This window comes from Pseudomonas crudilactis (assembly GCF_013433315.1).
In the GTDB taxonomy this organism is placed as follows: domain Bacteria; phylum Pseudomonadota; class Gammaproteobacteria; order Pseudomonadales; family Pseudomonadaceae; genus Aquipseudomonas; species Aquipseudomonas crudilactis.
In genome coordinates this window covers 227,491-252,943 of the sequence record NZ_WXVV01000001.1, presented here as the reverse complement: position 1 = coordinate 252,943, position 25,453 = coordinate 227,491, and the positions used below count along the sequence as shown (strand labels likewise).

Annotated in this window: 22 protein-coding genes; 10 read left to right on the top strand and 12 right to left on the bottom strand. The window is 55.2% G+C overall.

Annotated elements, in window-relative coordinates:
• Positions 1 to 3 precede the first annotated feature (3 nt).
• On the bottom strand, positions 4 to 1,290 hold the full coding sequence (locus GTU76_RS01045) for a dicarboxylate/amino acid:cation symporter (RefSeq protein WP_026000773.1): 1,287 nt from the start codon (positions 1,288 to 1,290) through the stop codon (positions 4 to 6).
• A 227-nt stretch (positions 1,291 to 1,517) separates the two neighbouring features.
• Between GTU76_RS01045 and GTU76_RS01040 the strand changes: the two genes are divergently transcribed.
• On the top strand, positions 1,518 to 2,447 hold the full coding sequence (locus tag GTU76_RS01040) for a LysR substrate-binding domain-containing protein (RefSeq protein WP_026000772.1): 930 nt from the start codon (positions 1,518 to 1,520) through the stop codon (positions 2,445 to 2,447).
• A 43-nt stretch (positions 2,448 to 2,490) separates the two neighbouring features.
• On the opposite strand, the gene GTU76_RS01035 is transcribed toward GTU76_RS01040, so the two are convergent.
• Entirely contained in the window at positions 2,491 to 2,823 is a 333-nt protein-coding gene (locus tag GTU76_RS01035; protein ID WP_198431108.1) for a winged helix-turn-helix transcriptional regulator, read from the bottom strand.
• 144 nt (positions 2,824 to 2,967) lie between these two features.
• On the opposite strand from GTU76_RS01035, the gene GTU76_RS01030 reads away from it, so the two are divergent.
• Both GTU76_RS01030 and GTU76_RS01025 read left to right on the top strand, forming a co-directional pair.
• The gene (locus GTU76_RS01030) at positions 2,968 to 3,375 is read left to right on the top strand and encodes a DoxX family protein (protein WP_016987276.1); all 408 of its coding nucleotides are present in this window, start codon (positions 2,968 to 2,970) and stop codon (positions 3,373 to 3,375) included.
• Between the two features lie 12 nt (positions 3,376 to 3,387).
• Positions 3,388 to 4,131 (top strand): SDR family NAD(P)-dependent oxidoreductase, encoded by a 744-nt coding sequence (locus GTU76_RS01025; RefSeq protein ID WP_180697870.1) that lies wholly within the window; start codon positions 3,388 to 3,390, stop codon positions 4,129 to 4,131.
• A gap of 423 nt (positions 4,132 to 4,554) precedes the next feature.
• Here GTU76_RS01025 and GTU76_RS01020 read toward each other — a convergent pair whose 3' ends face one another.
• The 4 genes from GTU76_RS01020 to GTU76_RS01005 all read right to left on the bottom strand — a co-directional run bounded on the left by GTU76_RS01020 (position 4,555) and on the right by GTU76_RS01005 (position 7,999).
• Positions 4,555 to 5,289 carry an NADPH-dependent F420 reductase gene (locus GTU76_RS01020; RefSeq protein ID WP_016985334.1) on the bottom strand — a complete coding sequence of 245 codons (735 nt, stop codon included), beginning with the start codon at positions 5,287 to 5,289 and terminating at the stop codon, positions 4,555 to 4,557.
• A gap of 219 nt (positions 5,290 to 5,508) precedes the next feature.
• On the bottom strand, positions 5,509 to 6,255 hold the full coding sequence (locus GTU76_RS01015) for an NADPH-dependent F420 reductase (protein ID WP_122687202.1): 747 nt from the start codon (positions 6,253 to 6,255) through the stop codon (positions 5,509 to 5,511).
• Positions 6,256 to 6,442: 187 nt separating this feature from the next.
• Complete coding sequence (locus GTU76_RS01010; RefSeq protein ID WP_246375996.1) at positions 6,443 to 6,808, bottom strand: MarR family winged helix-turn-helix transcriptional regulator; 366 nt, start codon at positions 6,806 to 6,808, stop codon at positions 6,443 to 6,445.
• 432 nt (positions 6,809 to 7,240) lie between these two features.
• Entirely contained in the window at positions 7,241 to 7,999 is a 759-nt protein-coding gene (locus tag GTU76_RS01005; protein ID WP_180697869.1) for an SDR family oxidoreductase, read from the bottom strand.
• Between the two features lie 99 nt (positions 8,000 to 8,098).
• On the opposite strand from GTU76_RS01005, the gene GTU76_RS01000 reads away from it, so the two are divergent.
• Entirely contained in the window at positions 8,099 to 8,689 is a 591-nt protein-coding gene (locus GTU76_RS01000; RefSeq protein ID WP_180697868.1) for a TetR/AcrR family transcriptional regulator, read from the top strand.
• A gap of 154 nt (positions 8,690 to 8,843) precedes the next feature.
• On the opposite strand, the gene GTU76_RS00995 is transcribed toward GTU76_RS01000, so the two are convergent.
• The 4 genes from GTU76_RS00995 to GTU76_RS00980 all read right to left on the bottom strand — a co-directional run bounded on the left by GTU76_RS00995 (position 8,844) and on the right by GTU76_RS00980 (position 13,427).
• Entirely contained in the window at positions 8,844 to 9,830 is a 987-nt protein-coding gene (locus GTU76_RS00995) for a 2-hydroxyacid dehydrogenase (RefSeq protein WP_180697867.1), read from the bottom strand.
• A gap of 26 nt (positions 9,831 to 9,856) precedes the next feature.
• A complete protein-coding gene (locus tag GTU76_RS00990; RefSeq protein WP_016983045.1) occupies positions 9,857 to 10,729 on the bottom strand; it encodes an isocitrate lyase/PEP mutase family protein in 873 nt (290 codons plus the stop codon).
• Between the two features lie 118 nt (positions 10,730 to 10,847).
• A complete protein-coding gene (gene dctA / locus GTU76_RS00985) occupies positions 10,848 to 12,155 on the bottom strand; it encodes a C4-dicarboxylate transporter DctA (protein ID WP_016983046.1) in 1,308 nt (435 codons plus the stop codon).
• 102 nt (positions 12,156 to 12,257) lie between these two features.
• Complete coding sequence (locus GTU76_RS00980; RefSeq protein ID WP_016983047.1) at positions 12,258 to 13,427, bottom strand: mandelate racemase/muconate lactonizing enzyme family protein; 1,170 nt, start codon at positions 13,425 to 13,427, stop codon at positions 12,258 to 12,260.
• 99 nt (positions 13,428 to 13,526) lie between these two features.
• Here GTU76_RS00980 and GTU76_RS00975 point away from each other — a divergent pair, with 99 nt between their 5' ends.
• Entirely contained in the window at positions 13,527 to 14,420 is an 894-nt protein-coding gene (locus GTU76_RS00975) for a LysR family transcriptional regulator (protein WP_180697866.1), read from the top strand.
• Between the two features lie 64 nt (positions 14,421 to 14,484).
• Here GTU76_RS00975 and GTU76_RS00970 read toward each other — a convergent pair whose 3' ends face one another.
• Positions 14,485 to 15,399 (bottom strand): LysR family transcriptional regulator, encoded by a 915-nt coding sequence (locus tag GTU76_RS00970; RefSeq protein ID WP_016983049.1) that lies wholly within the window; start codon positions 15,397 to 15,399, stop codon positions 14,485 to 14,487.
• A gap of 270 nt (positions 15,400 to 15,669) precedes the next feature.
• On the opposite strand from GTU76_RS00970, the gene GTU76_RS00965 reads away from it, so the two are divergent.
• The 4 genes from GTU76_RS00965 (at position 15,670) to pgm (ending at position 21,903) form a co-directional block, all read left to right on the top strand.
• Positions 15,670 to 16,692 (top strand): zinc-dependent alcohol dehydrogenase family protein, encoded by a 1,023-nt coding sequence (locus GTU76_RS00965; RefSeq protein WP_016983050.1) that lies wholly within the window; start codon positions 15,670 to 15,672, stop codon positions 16,690 to 16,692.
• A gap of 545 nt (positions 16,693 to 17,237) precedes the next feature.
• Complete coding sequence (locus GTU76_RS00960; RefSeq protein WP_016983051.1) at positions 17,238 to 18,704, top strand: hypothetical protein; 1,467 nt, start codon at positions 17,238 to 17,240, stop codon at positions 18,702 to 18,704.
• 49 nt (positions 18,705 to 18,753) lie between these two features.
• Positions 18,754 to 20,151: an aminotransferase-like domain-containing protein gene (locus tag GTU76_RS00955; protein ID WP_016983052.1), complete on the top strand. Its 1,398-nt coding sequence runs from the start codon at positions 18,754 to 18,756 to the stop codon at positions 20,149 to 20,151.
• A 105-nt stretch (positions 20,152 to 20,256) separates the two neighbouring features.
• Positions 20,257 to 21,903, top strand: coding sequence for a phosphoglucomutase (alpha-D-glucose-1,6-bisphosphate-dependent) (gene pgm / locus GTU76_RS00950; protein WP_016983053.1), 1,647 nt, complete (start codon positions 20,257 to 20,259; stop codon positions 21,901 to 21,903).
• Between the two features lie 69 nt (positions 21,904 to 21,972).
• Here pgm and GTU76_RS00945 read toward each other — a convergent pair whose 3' ends face one another.
• On the bottom strand, positions 21,973 to 22,668 hold the full coding sequence (locus GTU76_RS00945) for a pirin family protein (RefSeq protein ID WP_016983054.1): 696 nt from the start codon (positions 22,666 to 22,668) through the stop codon (positions 21,973 to 21,975).
• 279 nt (positions 22,669 to 22,947) lie between these two features.
• Here GTU76_RS00945 and GTU76_RS00940 point away from each other — a divergent pair, with 279 nt between their 5' ends.
• A complete protein-coding gene (locus GTU76_RS00940) occupies positions 22,948 to 25,422 on the top strand; it encodes a UvrD-helicase domain-containing protein (protein WP_180697865.1) in 2,475 nt (824 codons plus the stop codon).
• Positions 25,423 to 25,453: the final 31 nt, after the last annotated feature.

Sequence of the window (25,453 nt, the reverse complement as noted above, 5' to 3'; positions counted from 1 at the left end):
TTCTCAAGCGCTGGCTACAGTTTGGGTCGGGAGTACAGATGCATTTGCAGGCTCGTCTTCAGCCTCTTCATGTGGTTCTGATTTGGCAACCACTGCAGTCGCAATGCTGTTGCCAACCACGTTGGTGGCAGTCCTGGCCATGTCGAGGAATTGGTCAATGCCAAGGATCAGCAAGATGCCTGCTTCGGGAAGGTTGAACATGGGTAGCGTCGCCGCCACTACAACCACCGATGCTCGCGCTACACCTGCCATTCCCTTGCTGGTGATCATCAGTGTCAGCAGGATGAGCAGTTGCTGTGTGAAGCCCAGGTCGACGTTGTAGGCTTGTGCAATGAACATGATGGCGAACGCTTGATACATCATTGAACCGTCAAGGTTGAATGAGTAGCCCAGCGGCAGAACGAAGCTGGACACGCGTTTCGGCGCACCGAATTTCTCAAGTGCCTCCATGGTTTTCGGATATGCAGACTCGCTGCTGGCGGTGGAAAACGCCAACAGAACAGGTTCGCGAATGAGCTTGCCCAAGGTAAATACTGAGCGCCCCAGGAACAGGTAGCCAGCACCGAACAACACACACCACAGAATCACAATGCCCAGGTAGAACTCGGTAATGAGCTTGCCGTAATCAACAATCAAGCCGAGACCTTGAGTGGTGATAGCCGATGCGATGGCTGCGAAAACGCCGATGGGTGCGAAGGCCATAACGAAGTCCGTGACCTTGAACATGACCTTGGCCAGTTCTTCGATGCCATCGACAATCGTCGTGTAACCGGCGCGCTTCACACCCGCCAAGGCGAACCCGAAGAACAATGAGAACACCACGATTTGCAGGATTTCGTTGTTGGCCATTGCTTCAGCGATGCTGCGTGGAAACACGTGACTGATGAAAACTTTGAGGCTGAAATCCCCGGTGTTCACCACGGGAGTTGCCGCATGCTGGACAACCTCCATGTTCAGTCCTGCCCCAGGTTGGAAAAGGTTCACCAAGCCCATGCCGATTGCCAGCGAGATCACAGATGCGGTGACGAACCAGACCATCGCTCGTAGGCCAATACGTCCAACAGAGCGGGAGTTTCCCATGCTGGCAATGCCGCCCACCAAGGTGGCGAACACGAGAGGCGCGATGATCATCTTGATCATGCGTAAAAATATATCGGTGACCATCGAGAAGTAGGATGCGATCTCCTTGGCGTTTTGTTCGCTCCCTGCGAAATGGTGGCACGCCCAACCGACAAGCACGCCTAAGGCGATGCCAATTGCGATCCGACGCGGAAGTTTATTTTTCTTCACGGAGCTATCCTCAAGTGGTTTTTTTGCTTTTTTACTTGGCAGGAGACAAGTGTCATTCGGTCGAAGCTCTTCGGCTTCGCTTCCACGTCTCGATTCTAGGGGCGGTCTTGTGGGGGCATGATGAGTAATCCCCATAGGCTCATGCGCTTTTGGAATAGTTTTCGAAATCGCTGCATCATGTGGGCTGCGGGGCAGTAAACTGCTTCCTCGGGACATGGGGTGTCAGTATGCAAATCAAGTGGCTGGACGATCTTCTGGCGGTCGCGGAGTGGAAGAATTTTTCGCGGGCTGCCGAGGCTAGGTGTGTGACCCAGTCGGCTTTGTCGAGACGTATAAAGTCATTAGAAGAATGGGTAGGTGCCGAGTTGGTGGATCGTGGCACCTACCCTGTCCAACTGACGCCGGCTGGTCGCACATTTTGCGATGAGGGGCGCGAGGCATTGGAGGGGCTATTGAGACTGCGCTCGAGCCTACGGGAGGTGGAGCGAATGCCAGGTCGCTCCATTCAGGTCACTGCTGGCCATAGCCTGTCGATGACATTCTTGCCGAAGTGGCTAACTCAATTTCAGCAGCACAACGAACAGTTTAATGCCCGAGTCGTCGCCGCCAATATTCATGACGCCGTCATCGCCTTGGAGGAGGGGAGTTGCGATCTGATGATCGTCTATCACCATCCTTTGGCGCCTATACTTCTAGACCCAACAAAATTCGGCAGCCTTACGTTGGGACATGACGCTTTCATCCCATTGTGTGCACCTGACAAGAAAGGGCAGGCGTTGTACCGCTTACCCGGCACCTCAACCAAAGCTGTTCCACACCTCGCCTACACGGCTACCACTTTTCTGGGACGCGTTGCGGACATCGTCATCAAAAATGGGCCATGTGTAAGTGTGCTGGAACGCTGCTATGAAGCGGACATGGCGATGCTTTTGATGCGCATGGCGATAGAGGGATACGGGGTGGCATGGTTGCCCCAAAGCGCAGTCATTGACGAGCTTCAACGAGGTCAGTTAGTGAAGGCCGGTGGTGATGAATGGAGTACACGGTTAGAGATACGCTCCTACTGCTCGATAACCAATGAGAATCCTACGATGCGCAGCTTGTGGGAAACTCTCGAAGGGGCCTCTCGGGATATCCAGAGTACGGCGACCCTCTGATCCAAGCTCTCAAATTCAAAAAATACTCCTTTCGCCTACATCTTCATCCTGCTTTAGGTTTACGACCACGTGAGCTTGGCTTTGCCGGCACGCTATTCCCATACTCACTCCACCATAGCGCGAGTGCTTCCATTGTTGGCCCGAGCGCACGGGCCTTTTCCGTCATTTCATATTCGACGCGCGGAGGGACTTCGGCGAACACTGTTCGGGACACCAAGCCATCGTTCTCAAGCTCACGCAGTTGCGCCGTCAACATGTGCTGCGTGATGCCGTTGATCGCTTTGCGAAGCTCACCAAAGCGATAGATTCGTTGGTTCAACAACCACATGATTTCCAGCTTCCACTTGCCTGAGAGGAGTGCAAATGCACGACGCATTTCCTCATGCATGTTGATCTGCTGCTCACCAATAGTCTGGTTTTCCATACTAAGCACCACTTTTTCATCCTACTTGTAGAGTTTCATATTAGGCGACATCTTTGACCTAAGTCGACGTATTAATACCTGCTTAGGAAAAGTCTCATGATTGAAATCTACATTTACTGGATCAGCACAACACTGCTGTCGTTGTTGTATCTAGCTTCGGCGACCCTGTACCTGGTCAAAAGGGAATGGGTTCGTCAAGCACTCGCCGACCTCGGCTACCCCGCCAATCTTATGCCGCTGCTGATTGCGGTGAAGATCCTGGCCGTGGTTGCCATCCTTCTACGAATTAACGTTTCGCTTAGCGATCTCGCCTACGCCGGCATGCTTTATCACCTGCTGCTCTCAGCATTCGCGCATATCAATGCCCGAAAGCCTAGCGGAGCCTTACCGGCGGCTATCTGCCTGGTGTTGCTGGCCACTTCTTTCCTCACCCAAAACGCCGCTCGTGACGTGCAGTCACCTTACGTGCAAGTAGCAGCGGCCCATTCAGTAACCCCTAAATAACAGGAGAACGTCATGTCCCGACTTAATGGAAAAGTAGCCATCGTCACTGGAGCCGGTCGTGGTATTGGCCGCGCTACCGCAAAGCTTTTTGCAGAAGAAGGCGCGAAGGTGGCCGTTGTTTCACGGACGGCTGAGAATGTTGCAGGTGTGGTCGCCGAGATCCAGGCAGTGGGCGGTACTGCCCTCGGAGTAGTCTGTGATGTTTCCGACCTGGGTCAAATCAGCGCCGCCGTGGAAAAGGTCGTAGTTGAATATGGTCGCATCGATATTCTTGTGAACAATGCCTTCGACCCCTCAGTCGTCTCTTCATCGGTTCTCGGCCTGTCGACCGAGAAGCTACAACGCAATTTCGAGATGGGGCCAATAGCCTATCTCCGGACGATGCAAGCCTGCTATCCATACCTCAAAGCTAGCGGTGAAGGGCGGGTTATCAATTTTGCATCGTTGGCCGGTGTGATCGGCTTGCAAGGTTATGCCCCTTACAACATGGCAAAGGAGGCGGTACGTGCTCTGACACGCTCGGCGGCAAGGGAATGGGGCGCTGACAACATCACGGTCAACAATGTCATGCCTGTCGCTGACACATGGGGGGTCGATGCCAATACGCCTGCGCCTACTAACGCGCTTGGCCGTTATGGATCACCTGAAGAGGACGTTGCGCCTGTCGTGCTATTCCTCGCCAGCAAGGATGCACAATTCCTGACGGGTTACAGCCTGACACCGGACGGTGGTCAAATCATCGATAGCGCCCGATGACGACCACGCTAAATTTCCGAGCGTGTACTTCCCAACGGTTCGAGACGCCGCGATGCCGACGTTTGAGGCGACGCTGGATGAGTTGCTGAGTAAGCGACGGGCGTTGGCGCGGGACATGTTGAGCGGGGCTTCGGATATTCAGGTTTCGAATTTTGAGGCGTTGCTGAAAACACGCTGAGCCCGTTTGCGGAAAACCAATGCTGGGTAATATGTCAGTTATGGGAGCGGTTAAGTGCATCCGCAGCTTTGTAACCCTCCCGGCAGTTCTTCGGCGAATGCGCCTGGCAGCCCACACCTAAGCGGCAACTTTGAGCTGGGAGCTAATACGGCTAGAACTAAGAGCGACGCTGGCTTCACTAAGAGCTTAGCTACGCGATCAATAAGGGTGGAATACTAGATACAGATCCCACCTAATCCGAAAAGTCAGGCCGTCATTGCCCGGTTGGTGGCAACAATTTGCTCGTGAGTAAACTGACTACCGGGAGTCATAAACTTGGCAATGAGTGCGTCGCGGTTTTGAGGCGCCCGTGACTTGTCTGCCGCATTCAATGCCAATTTGAGTTCCGGCAAGGTCAGCTCAGTGCAGTAAGCAGGTGTACCTGGTTGCTGGCGCCATGAGTCTTCAAGGGGGCCTGAGGCGAGCGCGATAAAGCCCGTATCCTCAACAAGATCCTGCGCGATTGTTTCAGCTCTGGTATCTCCCCCAGCTACGGGTATGGCTATGCGCGATGAAGAACCGGCTGGTTGACCTTTATCGGCAAGGGTCGCAGCCAGTAAGGCGTTCCATGCCTTAACAACTGGGTGACCAATCTGTTCGCTTACCCAAACGCTCTCAGGCTTGCCGTCGTCAACTTCTTTGATTGCCCCGTCGCGTCCCGGATAATAATTGGACGTGTCAATGACGACGGTTGTCTCCGGCACATTGCTCAAGGTCTGTTTGAGATCAGGGTAGCTTGCGAAGGGGATCGAGAGGATAACGACGTCTACCTCAGACACCGCCTCTTCCTTAGTAACCGCATTTACGCCGATTTCATTGGCAAGATTCTGAATGCTCTGCGGGCCCTTCGAGTTTGCCAGTTTAACTTCGTGACCGCCCGCCGCGAGTTTACGGGCAAGGGTAGCCCCAATGTTACCTGCGCCGATAATTCCGATTTTCATTTAAATAACTCCTCGCATGTAAGCAAGATTAAAGTAATTGCGTGAATGACTGCTGCTGGCTCGCCTTGGCGTTCAGTTGCCAAACAGTTGTTTTGAAAACGCTGACCATGTGTGAGAGATTGAAAATCCACCAAATCGCGTTAGACTTTTAATAGTCCGCGCTTCATATGTCTCTGTATTTTGATAAAGCTTCGTCGAAGTGCTGTTATGACGACTACTTCATCCATATATCAACTTCGAAAGCTGAACAATGTAGTCGCGGCTTGGATTTGTTCCAATTGTGCCAAACCTTTCTTTATACACCGCGAAGAAAAGATCTTGACGCTTTCGAGCGCGCGCCAGATCCGCGTCTGTCAGTGCCTGCGGAAGGGACTCAAGCGTTACTTCAGTGCAATAGCAAGGAGTGCCACACTGTTGTCTCCAGGATTCTGCTAACGAGCCAGCATGGTAGGCATCGAATCCGGAATCCTCGACCAGTGACATCGTCACGACACGGTCGTGATCACGATCCGCAGCGATAGGGACGGCAATGCGATCCGGGTCGCCAGCAGGCCTACCCGCTTCGTTTAATGACGCGGAGTAAATCGTGTTCCAAGCTTTTGCGAGTGGACGGCCAATTTGTTCGGATGCCCAGACACTGTCAGGCTGGCCATTCTCGATGGCTTCCAATCGCTCGTCGCGCGCCGGTATATAGTTGGATGTGTCGATGATTACGCTTTCTTCAGGAAGCTCGGCAACAAGCGTTTTAAGATCCGGAATGCGGATAAAAGGGATCGAAAGAATCACGACGTCGGCGCCAACCAAAGCTTCTTCTTTCGTGACCGCCAGCGCGCCCGTGGAAAGCACGTCAGCATTAACAGTATTTGGCCCACGGGAGTTAGCGACCCTTACTGTATGGCCGGCAGCGCTGAGCAGTTTTGCCAGTGTTCCCCCGATAAATCCGCTACCAATAATTCCGATGTTCATAGAGATTCCTCATCTTTGGAGCTTAGGTGTGCATGACATGTGGATCTGCGCGGGGAGCTTCTCGGCAAGGCTTTCCCTTCGCTAACTCTTCTACAAGCGCATCGCGGCTCTGTGCGCTTGTGTCTAATCTGCAACTGCCAACCCGCTACTAAAGCTCTGCCGTTGCTAGCCGCTTCTAAGGCAGGTACTAAGTGGTAGCCGGTCGCGCCAGACCCTCAAGTGTGCACCGAAGCTCCTCAAGATCTTCTGACGTGAGCTGGCACGCAGTTCTGATCTTGCCGGTGATGCTGCGAAGCTCATCCTCCATGGCACGGCTAGGCTCTGTGAGATCAATAAGCACTCGGCGTTCATCGGAGGAGTCGCGTGTGCGTGTAATCACTCCAGCAGCTTCAAGCCTCTTCAGTAGCGGCGTAAGCGTGCCGGTCTCCATGTCGAGGCGATCACATAAATCGCTCACAGAAAGAGGCGACCCGTTCAAAAGCTCGAGCGTGACCAGGTACTGCGAGAAGGTGAGGCCAAGCGGTTCGAGAAACGGTTTGTGTAATCGAACCATCCGGTTCGCAGCTGCGTTGAGCGCGAAGGAGAGTTCTGTGGCTACGCTGCGTGCTGCCGAATTCATATATATCGTCTACTATTGTGTAGTGTGCTACATAAATTATGCGTAGACCCGCCGTGTGTCAACAGCTTCCGAGGCTGGTGGCTTTTTTTTAGATGAAGTACCACTGCGTGGCCACTTGATAATTGGTTCTAAGAGAAGACGAATCTGCGTGCGCGAGGACATGGAGCAGCTTGGATCTGGTGCCAAGCGCGGATGGTTGGGTGGGTATAAGGCGGTGATCATCTTGACGCGATTGGGTGACCAACTCTGTCTTAATTTCTCAGTACGTGCGTCTGAGCATGCCAAGCGAGACGCGGTTGCACCGCCTGGGGCGCAGATATGATCTGCCCCCCCTGGATGGAATCAGGTGTACCCACGAGGTAAGCGTTACTCTGCCGGCGGCTTGTATCCCGCGAGCATTTTCAAGACATCACCATGTGATCCGCTCGCTTCTGCAAATCGTAATGGCTTCGCGCGTTCGACGACGAGTTCAGGCGGGGTCGGAGAAATCTTGAGCAGTTCGAAGACTTCATCCAAAAACTCCTCCAATGGCATAGCGTTTTCGTCGTTTTCCTGTCCAAGCAATGTGGTACGTACCCCTGGCGGCGCAAGCTCGATCACTTCGACGGACGAATCCTCAAGTTGCACTCGAAGACTTTGAGTGAATGAGTGAACTGCCGCTTTGGTTGCGCTGTAGGTCGGTGTAGCTGGCAACGGTACAAAGGCCAACGCCGAGCTGACATTCACTATCGTTGCACTGGGCTGCTTGCTCAGATGGGGAGTGAATGCGTAGACCATGCGAATCGTGCCAAGTAAGTTCGTCGTCACGATATCTTCGGCTGTGCTCAGGCTTTCCGGATCAGTCAGATCCTCCCAGTGCATGATCCCAGCGTTGTTTATGAGAACGTTTAGATTTGGATGGCTGATCGCAAGCGCTTCGCTGGTGCGCTGGATGGATTGTGGGTCGGAGACGTCCAGCATTACTGATTCAATACCTGGATGTTCCGACGCGATCTTGTCGAGCAGAGACTTGCGACGTCCCGCGATGATGACTTTATTGCCCGCCTTGTGAAATCTTAGCGCCAGACCGAGGCCGATGCCTGAGGTGCCGCCAGTAACCAGAATCGTGTTGCCAGTGCTGTTCATAGTAAACTCCAGAAACGATGACTAAGCGGACAGCTGTCCACTTTTAAACCGTACCGGACAACTGTCCGCTTAGCAATGCAGTGAAGGAAAATTTTGTTCATGACTCACGATTTGGTGATGCGTTCTGACGCCAAGAAAAACCGGGAACGGATTCTGGAGGTCGCAGTGGTAGAGCTGACTAGCGATCCTGCGATTCCGTTAAGCACGATTGCGAAGAAGGCGGGGGTAGGGCAAGGCACGTTCTATCGTCACTTCCCTACCAGGGAGAAGTTGGTATTCGAGGTTTATCAGTTCGAAATGCAGCAGGTGGCCGCGTTGGCAGAGGAGCTGCTGGCGACCAAACAACCTAAGGAAGCCCTCCGAGAGTGGATGGACTGCCTCGCTGAATATGCAATGACAAAGGCAGGACTCGCTGCTGCGATCCAACAAGCCGCTTCCGTTTACGAGTTCCCAGGGAAGTCGGGATACGCTCCTGTCCAAGGAGCTGCCGAATTGCTTTTGAGGGCAAATGAGAAGGCAGGAACGATTCGTAGCGGGATTACAAACGACGACTTTTTTCTAGCCATCGCTGGAATATGGCAAATGGATGCCCAGAGCGAATGGCGCTTACGTCTCGCCAGATTGATGAATTTGGTGATGGATGGTCTGTGCGCTGGCAGCCCCGAAAGCCTGAAAAAGAATAATGCTTAGCATCAAAATCAGGACAAGCGTCGGCAAAAACAGGAAACGGAGCGCATCGGCAAATCGTCGATCTTGTTTAGAGCGGCTTAAGCTTGAGTAGCCGCCCCAACCTATAAGCCGCGCTCTATTCTGCGCGGCGGCCATACTGCCAGCGTCCTTGTCGTCACTGCGTCCATCTGTGCCCTAGCCCGTGAGTATTCACGAGGTCTCTCGGTTGTCGTCCTTCGAGACCCGTAAGCAAATTTTCCAGTGCACGCAGTGCCATCGCATTGCGTGTATCGCTTGTTGCAGAGCCGATATGAGGCACAGTGACAACGTTCTTCAATTTGAAAAGACCTGAACTCACAAGCGGTTCTTTCACGTAAACATCTAAACCCGCTGCTCGTATCGTTTTCTCCTCAAGCGCTTGGAAGAGTGCGTCCTGATCAACCACAGGGCCGCGAGAAACGTTAATCAAAATACTCTCCGGGCCCATCAACGCTAGCTCCTTACGTCCGATGAGGTTTCTCGTGCCGTCCGTCAACGGCACGACCGGGCAGACAAAATGAGACTCGCTTAAAAGTTTCTCTTGCGGGACGAACCGCGCACCGAGTTCTTTCTCAAGCTGCGGTTTACGATTGTTGCCGTTGTAGAGGATGTTCATGCCAAAACCGAAACGCCCTCTGCGTGCGATGGCCTCTCCAATTTTGCCTAAACCGATAATGCCCAAGGTCTTTCCATGCACATCGCATCCGAAGTGGGATGCTTCGATGGTCTTTGTCCAATTGCCGGCTTTCGTCCAGGCATCAAGCTCTGGGATGCGTCTCGCTGTGGCCAGGATCAGGGCGAAAGCCAGATCAGCGGTGGTTTCGTTCAAGACATCTGGCGTGTTGGTCAACATGACCCCTCGGCCATTGAGATAGCTGAGGTCATAGTTGTCGTAGCCAACCGATATGCTGGAGATGATCTCAAGGTTTTTAGCCGATGCGAGCTCTGCTTCACCTAGGCGCCGATTGCCGCCGATCAATCCATGAGCGCTGGGAATGGCATCTTCGAACTGAGCATCCATGTCACCAAACTCTGGACGCATGACGATGATGTTGTACGTATCTTTGTAAGGCTCAAGCAGCGTGGGTGAGACGCGGCTGAAGGCCAGGATTGTCTTTTTCATGACGCCTTATCGCACCTTTTTCAAACTCAATTTGAATCGTGTTCTGACTTCAAATAGGTTTTCGCCCACTCACGGTAATTGTCCGAGAGCGTGTATTTAGAAAGCAGCTCAGGGAGGGAAAACTCGCTCCCCTTTGTGCCGCTTTGTTCGCGCAGCGCCTCGTAAGTCGCTTTGATTGCGGACAGATAGGGAGCATGCCCATTGACCACAATCCGCACGTTGGCTGCACTCAGTTTCTCAACATCGCTCAGAGCCGGATTTCCATAATTGATCAGCATGATCGGCACGCTGAGATGTGCAGTGAGTGCTTCCAAGTGTTGGAAGTCTTTCACCCCGACGAGGCAAATCGCGTCGGCCCCGGCTTTTTCATAGGCCGTAGTGCGTGCAATGGAATCTTCCAAGGTGGTAACGGCCACATTTGTTCGGGCGATGATGGTGAGCGCATCATCTGAACGGGCAAACCGCGCAGCGTAAATCTTGCTCGCAGCTTCTTCCCTCTCGATAAGCACATGCGACTGCTCGTCGTATTTGGCCGGGAGGTGGGTGTCTTCCAGTGTTAGGGCTGCGACACCGGCTTTCTGCAACTCGGTCACTGTTCGCATCACATTCAGCGCGTTTCCGAATCCATGGTCAGCGTCACCAATGATTGGGATTTGGCTGGCCCGTCCGACTCTGGAAACCTGCTCGACATACTCATCCCGCGTGAGCAGTGCGATGTCCGGTGCCCCAAGCACCTGAAGCGAGGCGACGGAACCACCTTGAATGGCGACCTCAAAGCCAAGGTCGGAAGCCATACGAACCGAGATCGGATCGAATACGGAAGCAGCGAATTTGCAGACGGTACCCTGGAGTAAATCACCAAACGCCTTGCGCAGTTCATGATGTGATCGCTCAATCATTTTTGGCTCCATCAAATTCTTAGAAGTAATTTGTTGGTCTCATTCGATTTGAACGAGACCTGGAAGGCACTCCCGGTCATAACCGTTTTAAGGCGAGATGACCGGCTCCCTTTGCAGATTATTTCTGTGCCAGCATTGCCTTCCTGGCCGCTTTTTCGTGTTTCATGGCGGCGATTTCACGCTCGCAGGCCTCGACATCGAACGAGTTATCCCACTTGGCAATGGCGATGGTGCCGATGCCATTACCGATCAGGTTGGTCACGGCCCGTGCTTCGTTCAGGAATCGGTCAATGCCCAGTAGCAAGACGAGGCCGACCAGAGGAATGGAGTGGATGGTTGTTAGCGTTGCCGCAAGGGTTATGAACCCGGCACCCGCCACGCCAGCGGAGCCTTTTGAGGTCAGCAGGAAGACGCCCAACAGAATCATCTGATCCATAAACGTCAGTGGCGTATTGGTTGCCTGTGCGATAAAAATCGCCGCCATGGTGAGGTAAATGCAGGTGCCATCTGCATTGAAGGCATATCCAGTGGGGAGCACCATGCCTACCACTGACTTCTTGCAGCCCAGCTTTTCAAGTTTCACCATCATTCGCGGAAGCACGGCTTCGGTTGAGCAGGTGCCAAGCGTGATGAGAATTTCATCTTTGAAATAACGAAGAAATTGCATCAGCGGCATGCCCGACCATCTGGCAACCGTACCCAGCACTACCACGATGAAAATCAGGGTGGTGATATAGAGCGCGACCAGCAACTGGCCGAGTGACAGCAAGGTACCAATGCCGTACTTGCCTATAGTGAATGCCATCCCGGCGCCGGCGCCAAGGGGAGCCAGGCGCATCACCATTGCCACGATCTTGAAAAGCCCTTGCAGAAACAAGTCGATGGTATTGATCAGCGGTTTGCTGGTTTCGCCCATCTGAACGAGGGCTACGCCCATCAATACCGAAATCAGAATGACCTGAAGCATGACGCCATTCGAGAATGCGCCAATGAAGGTGCTCGGGATGATGTTGAGAAAGAAATCGATGGTGCCGCCCTGTTCACTGGCGGCCTGGCTGTACTTGGCGATAGCGCTGGCATCAAGCGTGGTAGCGTTGATATTCATCCCGGCGCCTGGCTTTGCGATATTGACCACAATAAGGCCGATGACTAGCGCAATGGTGGAAAGGATTTCAAAGTAGAGCAGCGCCTTGACGCCGATCCGTCCGACCTCCTTGATGCTGCCCATCTTGGCGATGCCAACCACGACGGTACCGAAAATAATAGGCGCCAACAGCATTTTGATGAGTTTGATAAAGCCATCGGCAAAAGGTTGAAGCTTGGCTCCGAATTGCGGTTCAAAGTGACCAATCGCTGCGCCGATGACGATGCCGATCAGCACCTGCACATATAGCTGGCTGTACCAGCGGGACTTGGAAATTTCCACGGAAGCACCTCATTTTATTTTTGTGATGGGCATGTGGTTTGGCGTCAGCGGATGACGCCTGAGTCTGCGGTCTCCTTAAAAGAAACCGCAGATCGAGGTTGATCAGCCTTCGCCCAACTCGCGCATGACTGCGTACAAGGCGGACTTGGCTTCGAAGCCAACACCTGGAATATCTGGCAGGCCGACGTAACCATTTTCCACCTTGATTCCGTCGGCGAAGCCGCCGAAAGGCTGGAACACGTCGGGGTAAGATTCGTTGCCGCCCAGGTGCAGACCGGCTGCGATGTTCAGGGACATCTGGTGACCACCGTGCGGAACTACGCGGCGGGAAGACCAACCCATTTCTTCCATCACTTTCAAGGTGCGCATGTACTCCACTAACCCATAGGACAGCGCACAGTCGAACTGGAGAAAGTCGCGATCCGGACGCATGCCGCCGTGACGCAGCAAGTTACGAGCGTCCTGGTGGGAAAACAGGTTTTCCCCGGTCGCCATAGGCAATTCATAGTGATTGGCAAGCTCAGCTTGGAGTGCGTAATCGAGTGGGTCACCGATCTCCTCGTACCAGAACAGGTTGTACTTCTTGATGGCTTCCGCGTAAGCAATACCGGTCTGAAGATCGAAGCGACCGTTGGCATCGACCGCCAGTCGCCGACCGTCCCCAACCACTTCAAGTACCGCTTCGATGCGACGGATATCTTCGTCCAGTGGCACCGCACCGATCTTCATTTTAACAACGTCGTAGCCACGATCCAGGTAGCTCTGCATTTCTGCTTTGAGCTTGGTCTGGTCTTTGCCTGGGTAGTAGTAGCCACCTGCTGCGTAGACCCAAACTTTGTCATCGGCCACGCCGTTGCGGTAACGATCAGCCAGCAGGCGATAGAGAGGTTTTCCTTCAATCTTGGCGACGGCATCCCATACAGCCATGTCGATGGTGCCAACTGCGACCGAGCGCTCGCCGTGACCGCCTGGCTTTTCGTTGGTCATCAGGGTTTTCCAGATGGCAAACGGATCCAGATTGTTGTTTTCATGGTCGACAAGAGTATCTGGATCAGCTTCGGTGATCCGCGCCAGAAAGCGATCACGCATCAAAGCGCCTTGACCATAGCGACCGTTGGAGTTGAAACCGTAGCCGATGACAGGTTTACCGTCGCGAATCACATCCGTGATAACAGCGACGACCGAGCAGGTCATTTTGGAAAAGTCGATGTAGGCGTTGGCAATTGGAGAGGCAATAGAAACTGTTTTTTCACGGATGTCTACGATACGCATGACGGGTTCCTCTTGTTGTTTGTGGCCCCACGTTATGCTTTGCGATGTCACCCGCCCAATGCTATTAATGCCGTACCCTATGCACAGGAGGCATGGCCCTTGGAACTCGTTTGGCTCGAAGATCTTTCAGCGCTTGCAGAGTACGGCAGCTTCGTTCGGGCGGCAGAAGCGCGGCATGTTACTCAGCCGGCTTTCAGCCGCAGAGTTCGCTCATTGGAGAACTGGATGGGCGTTGAGTTGTTTGTGCGTACACCGCAAGGCGCAACCCTTACCGAGGCAGGAAGGCAAATTTTGCCCAGTGCTCAGGAGGCGGCTCGACACTTGTACAGGATGCGCAACGAGGCTCAAGAGGTAGCAGGAATGGCAGCCAAGTCGCTTCAATTCGCAGCGACTCATTCCCTGTCATTTACATTTTTTCCGAAATGGCTTCGAAGCTCAGAAAACGGTGCCCCCATTGAGGCCGTTAAACTGCACTCAGATAGCATGGCTGTTTGTGAGCAGATGCTGATACATGGTCAGGTTCAGTTTCTGCTCTGCCACCGCCATCCCGATGTTCCGCCTTTACTGGCGCCTGATCAGTTCACCAGCAAGAAGGTGGGCGAGGACGTTCTCGTTCCCCTCACGAGTGCATCCGCTAACTTCGGCACCTCTCCTGCGGCATTGCCATACCTCGCTTACACCCATGAGTCTGGACTGGGGCGTATCGTCGCCCACAGATTGCGTGGCAAGGAAGATTACCTCCACCTCAAACCACTTTTCAGCAGCCACCTGGCAGCGGTACTCATGTCCATGGCCTTGGAAAGCAAAGGAGTGGCGTGGCTGCCCAAGAGCCTCACCGAGCAAGAAATCCTGGATGGGCGCTTAGTCAGAGCGCTCGACGAAAGCTGGGATATACCTCTGGAAATTCATCTGACCCGCCCAAAAGCTATTCTCAGTCAGTCTGCCGAAGAATTCTGGGGCAGGGCGGGTAGTGACCCGCAGCCTTCCACATGACGCGTTACGCTGCTCGTTAGAAATACACGGCGGCGAGGCAGAATTAAGCGCTGCGCGGCTTGATTCAGAGACTCTCAGGGTCGCCAAAAAACATCTGAATCCGCGACCTTAACCACCGCTCACCCGGATCATTATCCTGCGACCCACGCCACGCCATGTGCAGTTCAAACGTGCGCGTCGGCAACGGCGGATCTTCCGCACGAACACCGCCAGCCGCCGTCAGCGCTTCCGCCGTGTAATCCGGCACGGTCGCAACGATGTCAGTGCCCGCCAACAGCGTACTCAAGCCGTTGAACTGCGGCACGGCCAGCACCACATGCCGTTTGCGCCCCAGTTTCTCGAGCTCTTCATCAATAAAACCACTGAGGTCGCCCGCAAACGACACCAGCGCATGCGGACGCGCGCAGTAGTCATCCAGGCTCAACGGTCCCGGCACGGTGTCGGCACGCAGCAGTTTTGGTGCGCTGCGACGCAGGACCTTGCGCTTGGCGTTGGCCGGCAGGTCTGTGGTGTAGCTGACGCCAATGGATATCTCGCCGGAAGCCAGCAGGCCAGGCATCAATATGTAGTTGACGCGACGGATCACCAGCACGATGCCTGGCGATTCGGCGCGCAGGCGTTTGAGCAGCATGGGCAGCAGGGCGAATTCGACGTCGTCGGACAGGCCGATACGGAATACCGAGGTGCTGGTGGCCGGGTCGAATTCGGCCGCGCGGCTGACGGCGGTCGAAATTGAATCGAGGGCCGGCGAGAGCAGGGCGAAGATTTCCACCGCACGGGCGGACGGTTCCATACTGCGCCCGGTGCGCACGAATAGCGGGTCGTCGAACAGGCTGCGCAGGCGCGAAAGCGCCGCACTGATCGCCGGTTGACCGAGGAACAGCTTTTCTGCCGCCCGGGTCACACTGCGTTCGTGCATCAATGTTTCGAATACGATCAACAGGTTCAGGTCGACACGACGCAGGTCATTACGATTCATCTGGAGTCCTGGCAGAGTCATCAAGCTTGACGAGAGCGGCCATATGAGAACAATGGCCGGCATGAATCTTACGGGGAAAGGCTGGTACTCTGCACCGGAAAATTCAGCTTTACTGAGACGGTGGCAGCAGTTTCTTCATGGATTTTGCCAATGCCGCCCCTGTTGCGGAATCAATGACAGGCATGTCGACTATTAATAGCCACTGATAGTCTTGGGTCAAAAGCCCAGATAGAGTTCATGGCATTAGAGGTTACTTTGACGAGGTTTGCGATGTCCCGCACGATCCGTTTTCACAAGTTTGGTCCGGCCGAGGTGCTCAAATGCGAAGAGCATGCGGCCGCTCAGCCAGGTCCTGGCGAAGTGCAGGTGCGCGTCGAGGCGATCGGCATCAGCTGGTACGACACCCTTTGGCGTCAGAATCTGGCCTCGTCTCAGGCGCGACTGCCTGCGGGTCTTGGTCACGAGATGGCCGGTGTGATCACCGCTGTCGGCGACGGTGTCGATGATCTGGCAGTGGGTGACAAGGTCGCCAGCTTTCCGGCCGAGAGTGCGAACGACTACCCGGTCTACGGCGAATCGATCGTGCTGCCGCGTACTGCGCTGACCCGTTATCCGGATGTGCTCAGCCCGATTGAAGCCAGTGTGCATTACACACCGCTGTTGATCGCCTACTTTGCCTACGCCGATCTGGCACGCGTCAAGCCGGGGCAGTTTGCCCTAGTCACTGACGCCAGCCATTGCGCCGGTCCTTCGTTTGTCCAGTTGGGCAAGGCAATGGGTGTGCGGGTGATTGCCGCGACCAAAGAAGCCGAAGAACGCGAGTACCTGCTGTCCCTTGGTGCAGAAAAGGTCATCGTCACCGAAGAGGAAGATCTGTTGATGCGAATCAACAAGATCACCGACAACCGTGGTGTCGACGTAGTGTTCGACGGCCTCGGCGGCCCGCAGATGTCGCTGCTTGGCGATGTGCTGGCGCCGCGTGGCAGCCTGGTGTTGTATGGCTTGCAGGGTGGCAACCAGACGCCATTCCCGGCCTGTGCAGCGTTCCAGAAGAACATCCAGTTCTTCGTGCACTGCATCGGCAACTTCACCGGCAAGCCGGAACTGGGCATCACTCAGGATCACGTCGCTTTGCAACGGGCGCTGCGTGACATCAACCAGTTGACCGCTGACCGCGTGCTGCTGCCGCTCAAGACCCGAGTATTCCCGTTCAACGAGTTCGTCGAAGCACATCGCTACATGGACGAATGCCCTTGTCGCGAACGGGTCGCTCTGCAAGTCGAACCGGCGTAAGTCTTGTAATCAGAGTCCGTGGCCCCACGGACTCTTGTGCGTTTATCCTGCCGTGTAAATCAGAGACTCCGGGTGCTGCGCCCGGCACCGTTCAGCAACTGAACTGGTTTTTGCTCTCGATCTGTATCTTCTAATCACAATATAAGCCCTGATAATTGAATGATTACTTTCATCTCAAGGAATGAGCCATGACTGTGCATTCAATTCGTCCCTCACGTAATCGAACGGCTAAAACTGTTGATCGCGCCAACTTCTGTTTAATTGTTGTAGGGCTATTCGGAAACCGCTTCTCTTTTTCTTGTACTCACTTGTCGTGGGATGTTGTGGGAAGTTTCCTAGGAAGATTTAATCCGAGAAAATCCCTAGTAATTACAGTGGGTTGACGCTGCCTTTCGGTGGTGGGTTGGGTTTTTTGAGCTCAAGTGTTTCAAATAACTACAAATTTGTAAGTGTTAGCATTTGAGCGTCTATTACTTATTGATGAATTGTCGTGCGGCCAATGTTTGTCTGCGCGCCATGAAACTTTTGATACCGGGTAAATACCGATGAGCACTATCCATGATCAGGCAATGAATTACGTCTACCAGCAAGTCTTGCAACGTCTGCTGAGTTTCTTCTCTCGCGCAGAGCGCACGGCATTGCAGTTGCTGATCCAGCGGCTGGCCGTCGCTGCGGGCGGCATGGAGAACATCGGTCATTTCAAAGTGCTGGTGAACCAGTCCGGGACGCGTGACAGCTGTTATACGCTGGCTTTGTTGCGGGCTGCGCAACTGACTATCGCCGGGCGAGCCCCCGCAACCTTTCAATTGCGCGTAGCGACCTTGCGCTGGAACGGCAACACTCAAACGGCACTGCAGAACATGCACCGCAGCTTCAGTGCGCTGTTCCTGTATGACGATCCTCGGGTCGAGCTGATGATGGTCGATAATCGCCAGGTTTTGCCGTTCGACCATCAGTCACCACTCTGCGACGAGGGGCGTGAAGCCCATCGCGTGAATTTGCTGGTGCTTGGTCATCGCCGAACGTTCACCGAGCCGCTCGAATTGTGGGATGACGCCTATCTGGCTACCGCTGAGTTCTACGGTCAGATCGCTCGCTGGAACAGTGGTGTTGATGCAATGATCGGTAGCGAGCCCCCACAGCGCCAGAAGCACTTCCTCGACGGATTGAGTCGAGCAGTGCAGAAAGCGGCAATCTCCGGCCCCCTGTTAAATACCTCGGGATTTGAAATGCTGTTCCCTGTGCTCGACGGCCTCGGAGGTGATTATTATCGCGAGTTCTACACTGACGAGGAGCGCGTGACGTGGCGACCTGAAGGGCAGTTCGAGGCCTGTCGGCGTACCGGTTTCATCAATATCAACGACATGATCGTCGGCAAACTGGAGGAGCGCTGGCCTTTGCTCAGCGACTTTCTGGGATTCCAGGCAAATGACCAGAGCCTTTATCAAAATGACGACGAATACGCAGAGCCTTTGGTCGCGGCGCATCTGCGCGGTTTGCAGGCACAGTTCATCGAAGGTCGCACGTATGAGAATGGAATCGGCGAATACCTGCAGAACCGCTTGATGGAAATGCGGCGCAAGCAGGTGCCCGAACCGCTGTGCGAACAGTTGCTCAGCAGTTTTGGTGACCTTGGAGATCCCATGCACTTGCGCATGCAGGCAGAGGCCAGTTTGCTGGCCAGTTTCGATCTGAACGAAGCGCAGCTGACGTGTCTGTTGTTTGCACCGTTTATAGATAGCGGTGCCGGGCTCGAAAGATTCTTGCGCAATTGTCATCCCGGGATGTTGGTGGCAATGCCGGATCTGCATCGGGCCATGCAGGGCCTGAATGCGCCGGAACAAGTCCTGAAGTGGATGACCGATGTCAGCGGTTTGCCGGTCGCGATGATTGTTCGTCTTTACGCAACAGGGCCGATTCGCATGCCGGCAACCAGCGAAGGCGCTGCTGATGACGCAAATCTGAACGAGGCGGGTCGCGGGGCGGCAGTTGATCGGTCGGCGGAAGGCTGAACGTGAGCCATCTGCCAGTTTTTGTATCACAGCCAATGGCTGCGGGCTCGTGAAGGCTCAGGAAACCGACTTCGTTTATCAGGCGGTTTACCGCTACCTGACGCAACTGATCGACGAAGCGGGGAGCAGCTCGGCGGTGCGCCTGCCTTCGTTGCGGCAGTTGGCTGACCGACTGAATGTGTCCATCTCGACCGTCCAGTACGCCTATGCTCTGCTGGAAAAGGAAAACAGGGTCTATTCGATTGCCAAGTCCGGGTATTACGCGCAGGCGCTACCCACGATGGAGTTGCCCGGTAGTGGCAATGATTTGCTTGAGACGGTCTACGTCAACGCCCGCCGCCCGGGCATGTGTGTGTTGAGCACCGACGATCCGGCGACGTTGCAACCGCTGGACAGTCCGCTGTTGATGCTTGAGCGGGAACTGTTACGGCAATATCCCCGCCAGCCCCAATTGTTGTTGCAACCTTGCGGTGATCTGGAACTGCGCACAGTGCTTGCGGCACGCTACACCTCGTCAACGACGAATTGCTGGCATGCGGACGATGTCTATGTCGGTGCCGATCTACGCGGTGTGCTGGAGATACTCATCTCGGTGCTTGAGTTGCGCGGCGCCACGGTAGTGGTTGAATCGCCCTGTGATTGGATAATCCTGCGTCTGCTGGAAACTGCCGGGGTGCGTTTAATCGAGCTGCCGCTACTGGATGGGGGAGTGATCGATCCACAACGGCTGGAGTCTTTGCTTAAAAACGAGCCGGTGCGACTGATTCTTCTGTCGTCGGTATTGAGCATGCCTCACGGTAGCCTGCTGTCTCAGGCCAATCGGCAAACGGTTGCACATTTGCTCGGGTGTCATGGCACCTGGGTGCTGGAAAACGACTGCTACAGCGAACTTGACGAAGCAGTCAGCACCGATCGCTTGCGCGACTGGCTGGACCCTGATCGTTTGTTGGTATTTTCCACGTTCGAGAAATTCATCGGAGCGGAGGCTCCTTTTGGTTTTGTCCTGTCACACCATTGGCGAAGTGAGCTGCTGCGCCACTTTCTGCTGCGGGCATTTCGTTTGTCACCTATTCGCCAGAAGGCAATTGCCAGGTTGTTGGCTGGCGGTCGCCTGGATCAGCATTTGTCCGTACTCAGACGTATGCTCAAGGAGCGCCGCACGCCCCTGATTCAGCTACTGCGCGAGCGTCTGGGTGATGTATTGCAGATTGTCGAGCCGCAGGGAGGGGCAACGATCTGGGCGCGTTCACTACGCCCGGTGGATATGGGGTACGTGTTTCATCGCCTGCTCAAGCAACAGATCATTATTGCGCCAGGGGAGTTGTTCAGTCTGCAAGGGCTGCACGCGCACCATTTGCGTTTGAGCCCGCTGTTCAATGGTGACCATGACTTGGTCAACGTCGCCGGGCTGCTGGGCGAAGCGTTGCGTCTGGCGCCGTCAGACTAACGTTAAAAAACATCGGAAGTGCTGCGGATAGATCCCATCGCACTGCGGTCAAACTGCCAGTAAACTGCGCTCTATTCCTGAACCACTCTATTTCAGAGGTTTTGCATGACTCTCAGTCCTTTTGCGGGCAAACCGGCACCGGCAGAATTGTTGGTCGATATCCCGCGACTGGTAACGGCTTATTACACCGGTCAGCCTGACGCGTCCATTTCCACCCAGCGTGTGGCGTTCGGTACTTCCGGGCATCGGGGCAGTTCCTTCGACTTGAGTTTCAATGAATGGCACGTTCTGGCCATCAGTCAGGCGATCTGTCTGTACCGTGAAGCCCAAGGGATTACCGGACCGCTGTTTGTCGGCATCGACACACACGCACTGTCGACCCCGGCGGGAGCCAGCGCGCTGGAAGTATTGGCGGCCAACGGTGTGACCGTGATGATCGCCGAAGGTGATGAATACACGCCGACACCGGCCATTTCCCACGCCATTCTCTGCTACAACCGTGGCCGCACCTCGGGGCTGGCCGATGGCGTTGTCATCACGCCGTCGCACAACCCGCCGCAAAGCGGTGGCTACAAATACAACCCAACCAACGGCGGCCCGGCTGACACCCACATCACCAAGTGGATCGAGGCCAAGGCCAACGAACTGCTGGCCAATAAGCTGGCAGGGGTTAAACGCGTCAGCTACGAGCAAGCGCTCAAGGCCAGCACGACGCATCGCCACGATTACCTGAACACCTACGTTGCCGACCTGATCAACGTGATCGACTTCGACGCCATTCGTGACGCCAAACTGCGTCTGGGCGTTGATCCGCTGGGTGGAGCAGGGGTGCGCTACTGGTCGGCAATTGCCGAGCATTACCGTCTGGACCTGGACGTGGTGAACAAGGAGGTCGATTCGACCTTCCGTTTCATGACCGTCGACTGGGATGGCCAGATTCGTATGGACCCGTCGTCGAGCCACGCGATGCAGGGGCTGATCGGCCTGAAAGAGCGCTTCGATGTCGCTTTCGCCTGCGACCCCGATCACGACCGCCACGGCATCGTGACACCGTCCGGTGGTTTGCTCGCGCCGAACAACTATCTGGCAGTGTCGATCGATTACCTGTTCCAGAACCGCCCGCAGTGGCGCGCGGATGCTGGCGTGGGTAAAACCGTGGTCAGCAGTGGTCTGATAGATCGCGTGGCCAAGCGCCTGGGTCGTCGTCTTTACGAAGTCCCGGTCGGTTTCAAATGGTTCGCTGACGGCCTGTTCGATGGCTCGCTGGGTTTCGGCGGCGAAGAAAGCGCCGGCGCATCGTTCCTGCGCAAGGACGGTGGCGTGTGGAGCACTGACAAGGATGGTTTGATCCCGGCCCTGCTCGCCGCCGAAATGACTGCGCGCACTGGTCGCGATCCAAGCCAGGCCTACAAGGCATTGACCGATGAGCTGGGCGAACCATTCTCGGTACGCGTCGACGCCAAGGCCAACCCTGAGCAGAAAGCACTGCTGAGCAAGTTGTCACCTGAGCAGGTCACCTCGACCGAACTGGCCGGTGAGAAAATTCAGAGCATTCTCAGCCATGCGCCGGGCAACGATCAGGCGATTGGTGGTCTGAAAGTGATGACTGAAAACGGTTGGTTTGCCGCGCGTCCGTCGGGCACCGAAGACATCTACAAGATCTATGCTGAAAGCTTCATCAGTGACGACCACCTCAAGCAATTGGTCGTTGAAGCGCAGACGCTGGTGGATGGCGCCATCTCCAGCAAGTGATGCTCGCAAGCGCTTGAAAAAAGGGGCAACCGTGATGGTTGCCCCTTTTTTTGTCTGCGCGTCAGGCGATTAGGCCAAATCCACCAAGACGATTTCACTGTCCTCAATGGCCGTGACGCTCAGCACTTGCTCATGCGCTATCGCGACACCGTCTCGAGCTTGTGCGCGCAAGCCGTTGACTTCAATCGCGCCGGTGGCCGGCACCAGGTACGCACGACGGCCTTCATCCAGATGATACTCCGCAGTTTCCCCAGCCTTGAGATTGGCCGCGACCAATCGCGCATCAGCGCGAATCCGCAGGCTCTGGTCATCACCATCCTTGCCGCTGGCCAGGGTGACAAAGCCTTCACGCTGGCCTTGCGGGAAAGGTTTGGCACCCCACGATGGCGGGGCGCCGGTTTCCGTCGGCAGAATCCAGATCTGGAAGATCTTGGTGTCTTTCGCTTCCAGGTTGTATTCGCTGTGAGCAATGCCGGTGCCGGCGCTCATTACCTGGACGTCGCCAGCCTCGGTGCGGCCCTTGTTGCCCAGATTGTCCTGGTGAGTAATCGCGCCTTCCCGGACATAGGTGATGATTTCCATGTCGCGGTGCGGGTGCTGCGGGAAACCAGTGCCCGCCGCGATCACGTCATCATTCCATACCCGCAGGTTGCCCCAGCTCATACGCTGCGGGTCGTAGTACTCGGCGAACGAAAAGTGATGATGGGCATCCAACCAGCCGTGATGGGCGCCGCCCAGCGAGCTGAAAGGTCTGAGTTCAAGCATGATCGTCTCCTCAAAAGGTTCGTCATGGGGTGTGAGTGGTTGACACCCGACGCGACACCGGTGGTTTATGACGGCCATCATCTATCAGTTAATAATCGATAAAAAGCGTAAAAAGTGCGGCGTTATGATCGAAATGCCCGATAAGAAAAAAGCTGGAAAGTGTCTCATCTCACCTTCAGTTCATCGCCTAAACCAATGACCTGTAAGCATTTCGCTAGAACTGAGCGGCAAATACAGACACCATAGCCGCCACAGCCTCACACACTGGAGCCCGTCAGCGTGGCGCAACACACTCCCGATCTTCCTCCCGAACTTCGCCCCTTGGCCGAGATGCCATGGTTCAAACGCCTGGCTGCACGCTTCTTCGGCCATGGTTTGACCCGTTTGCGCGCGCAACACCGTGCATCGTGGTTGCACGGTCAGGCCGATGGTTTTCGCAGCGGCCACACCGCTGGCGTTGAATATGGCTTTAAGGAAGGCAAGCTTGAGGGGCTGGAAGAAGGTCGTCAGGTGCTGCTGATCCGTGACAGCCGCAACACTGAGCACCGCCCGCCGAGCGTTGATAATCATCTGTTCGACGATTGGCGCCTGCCGCTGACGGCCGAACTGAAAAAACGCATGAAGGCCGATGTCGCTCGCTTGTTGCCTGAGCATGCTCAGCCAAGCGCCGCGCAATGGAAAATGATTTTCAGCGAAACCCCGTCGACTTCAGTAGTTGCCGGCGCGGGTGCGGGGAAGTCGACCACACTGGTACTGCGTATTCTGTTGCTTAATCACTATCTGGGTTTTGAGCTGGATTCGATGACCGTGGTGACCTTCACCCGCGAGTCACGCAAGGATTTCATCAACAAATTGATTGAGCTGTTCGCGCTATGGGGCCAGGCGTTGAACCTGCGTCAGGCGCGCGAACTGGTGCGCACTTTCCACTCGCGCATCCTGCCGATGGTGCGTAGCTTGCCGGGTTTCGAACGCTTGCAGGCTTTTGAAAACCTCAGCCATCGAGCGCAAGGTGCCGACGAAGAGGTCGACAGTAACCCGTTCGACCTGCGCATTAACGATGCGCAGCGTCAGCAACTCAACGCCTGCTATCACCGCTTGTTCAACGAGGACGAGCGTTTCCGTCAGCTGATTCAGCCATTGTCCCGTGCCGGTCTACAGCTCAAGGAGCTGGAGCGTGATCACCCGGACGTGCAAAAGCGTGTAGCGGTGACGCAGTTGGCCGCCCAGCGCGATGAAGAACTGTGCGATGCCATTGAAGATCTGTGGTTCCGCGCGGGTGCCTGGCCGATCAAGGGTATAGAGCCGAACCGGCAGAGTTTCGATATCAACGGCGCAAAATTTCATTGCCATGGCTACATTCCGAGCCTGGATGCCTGGGTGATACTCGGTTTCGATCCACGGGAAAATCCGCAGGTCAGCCGGCCAAACGCCAAACTCAGTGTGCGCGCAGAGTGGGCGGTAAAGCGCACCCTGTTTCAAGCTTTCTGTCGTAAGCCTTTGATTTGGATTGATAGTTACGAGTCATCGAAACGTGTTCTGGCAACGCTGGCAGGCGATGCCAGTGCCGGGCCGGGCTTCGATTACAAGGTCAAAGGCGAGTTGGCATCGGCGCCGTTGCTCGACTGTTTTGTCGCCGCAGCAGGTTTCATCGAGAACCTCGGCCTGGACGTGCCTGACGCGGTCGCTCGCATGAGTTTCGCCAAAGACGATTCTGACCGTTTCTTCTTTGAGGCCCTGAGTCTGTTCTGGCGGGCATTTGAAGATCATCTGCTGGATCAGAAACCGCCGGTCATGACCTACAACCGCATGTTCGCGCTGTTCAGCGAGCACTCGCCGGAAAACCTCAAGCTGTTGAGCGATGAGTTGCTCCGGCCGCTGGCACACCTGATGATCGATGAGTTTCAGGATGTATCGCCGCAGATCGTTTCGTGGATACGCGCGAGCCTCAGCGAAATACGCAGCCGAGGCCCGGCCATGCACGTCGGGCGGGGCGCGCAGCGTTCATCTTTGCTGTGCGTCGGTGATGACTGGCAGTCGATTTATGGCTGGCGCGGGAGTTCGCCAAGTTATTTTATGGCGTTCGACAAGGAGTTCCCGTCGCCGAGCACCACGCGTGTGATGCTCAGTGACAATTACCGCAGCCATCAACACATCATTGATGCCGCTGAGCACATCGTCCGCGCGGCGCCGGCGATCCCCGGCAAAAAAGCCAAGGCTAGCGGCGCGCCTAAACCGTTGCAGCCAGTCAACGTGCTGGAGCGCGACGATCACGCATTGGGCCAGCGCCTCGCCGAACATTATCGTCAGGGTCATTCAATCTTGATGCTTTATCGAAAAAGCAGCGATAAGTCATTGATTGAAGAGCATATTAGGTCTGTAGTTAATGTGGATTCGAGCTTGCCGTACGAAGCGCGACGCCTGAAGCAACTGACCTACCACAGCGCCAAAGGCTTGCAGGCCGACGCCGTATTTCTGCTCGGTGACTGTCAGCACCTGACCAGTTCGCCGTATAAAAATCAGGTCTACCGCATGGCCGGATTGGGTAAGTCTGGCGACAGCGAGCCGTATGACACGGCGCAAAAGGATGAGATCCTGCGCTTGGCCTATGTCGGCATCACCCGTGCGGTCAGCCATTGCTACTGGTACGTCGAACCGCAGGAAGCGCAAGCGGTGAACATGCCCCGGGCATCGGACCGGGTGGCGAAGGGCAAGCCGTTCTTCGTTGATCACCGCATTGCCAAACAAACCGTTTAAGCACAAAAAAGCCCACATCGCTGTGGGCTTT

Coding starts and splice junctions, on each gene's coding strand:
- GTU76_RS00945 (WP_016983054.1), bottom strand. CDS start 22,668: ATGCTTGAACTCAGACCTTTCAGCTCGCTGGGCGGCGCCCATCACGGC.
- GTU76_RS01040 (WP_026000772.1), top strand. CDS start 1,518: ATGCAAATCAAGTGGCTGGACGATCTTCTGGCGGTCGCGGAGTGGAAG.
- GTU76_RS01015 (WP_122687202.1), bottom strand. CDS start 6,255: ATGAACATCGGAATTATTGGTAGCGGATTTATCGGGGGAACACTGGCA.
- GTU76_RS00990 (WP_016983045.1), bottom strand. CDS start 10,729: ATGATTGAGCGATCACATCATGAACTGCGCAAGGCGTTTGGTGATTTA.
- GTU76_RS01020 (WP_016985334.1), bottom strand. CDS start 5,289: ATGAAAATCGGAATTATCGGCGCAGGTAACATTGGGGCTACCCTTGCC.
- GTU76_RS01010 (WP_246375996.1), bottom strand. CDS start 6,808: ATGGTTCGATTACACAAACCGTTTCTCGAACCGCTTGGCCTCACCTTC.
- pgm (WP_016983053.1), top strand. CDS start 20,257: ATGACTCTCAGTCCTTTTGCGGGCAAACCGGCACCGGCAGAATTGTTG.
- GTU76_RS00970 (WP_016983049.1), bottom strand. CDS start 15,399: ATGAATCGTAATGACCTGCGTCGTGTCGACCTGAACCTGTTGATCGTA.
- GTU76_RS00980 (WP_016983047.1), bottom strand. CDS start 13,427: ATGCGTATCGTAGACATCCGTGAAAAAACAGTTTCTATTGCCTCTCCA.
- GTU76_RS01025 (WP_180697870.1), top strand. CDS start 3,388: ATGTCCCGACTTAATGGAAAAGTAGCCATCGTCACTGGAGCCGGTCGT.
- GTU76_RS01005 (WP_180697869.1), bottom strand. CDS start 7,999: ATGAACAGCACTGGCAACACGATTCTGGTTACTGGCGGCACCTCAGGC.
- GTU76_RS01000 (WP_180697868.1), top strand. CDS start 8,099: ATGACTCACGATTTGGTGATGCGTTCTGACGCCAAGAAAAACCGGGAA.
- GTU76_RS00995 (WP_180697867.1), bottom strand. CDS start 9,830: ATGAAAAAGACAATCCTGGCCTTCAGCCGCGTCTCACCCACGCTGCTT.
- GTU76_RS01030 (WP_016987276.1), top strand. CDS start 2,968: ATGATTGAAATCTACATTTACTGGATCAGCACAACACTGCTGTCGTTG.
- GTU76_RS01035 (WP_198431108.1), bottom strand. CDS start 2,823: ATGCGTCGTGCATTTGCACTCCTCTCAGGCAAGTGGAAGCTGGAAATC.
- GTU76_RS00960 (WP_016983051.1), top strand. CDS start 17,238: ATGAGCACTATCCATGATCAGGCAATGAATTACGTCTACCAGCAAGTC.
- GTU76_RS00965 (WP_016983050.1), top strand. CDS start 15,670: ATGTCCCGCACGATCCGTTTTCACAAGTTTGGTCCGGCCGAGGTGCTC.